Raw genomic sequence first — 207 nt, forward strand, 5'->3', positions numbered from 1 at the left:
CTCTTGTTGTTTCATATGGAATTGGTTCTTTCGTCACAATTGGTTCGCCTGGTACTGGACCGTGTTTTGTCACACTATCCACCGGCGGTGTTACGATTTCACCTGTATTTGGATCTTTAATACCTGGTTTTCCTGGTACTTCTTCTGTTTCACCTTCTGGTAAATTTGGATCAAACTCATCTTTATGTCCTGGTGGCACTTCTTCTC

Annotated in this window: 1 protein-coding gene; it reads right to left on the reverse strand. The window is 42.5% G+C overall.

The features are described from left to right. Positions 1 to 207 (reverse strand): E domain-containing protein (locus tag LQ617_RS15950; RefSeq protein ID WP_239740801.1); only part of this gene is annotated, 207 nt, incomplete at both ends.

This window comes from Mammaliicoccus sp. P-M59 (assembly GCF_022386135.1).
GTDB lineage: Bacteria > Bacillota > Bacilli > Staphylococcales > Staphylococcaceae > Mammaliicoccus > Mammaliicoccus sciuri_A.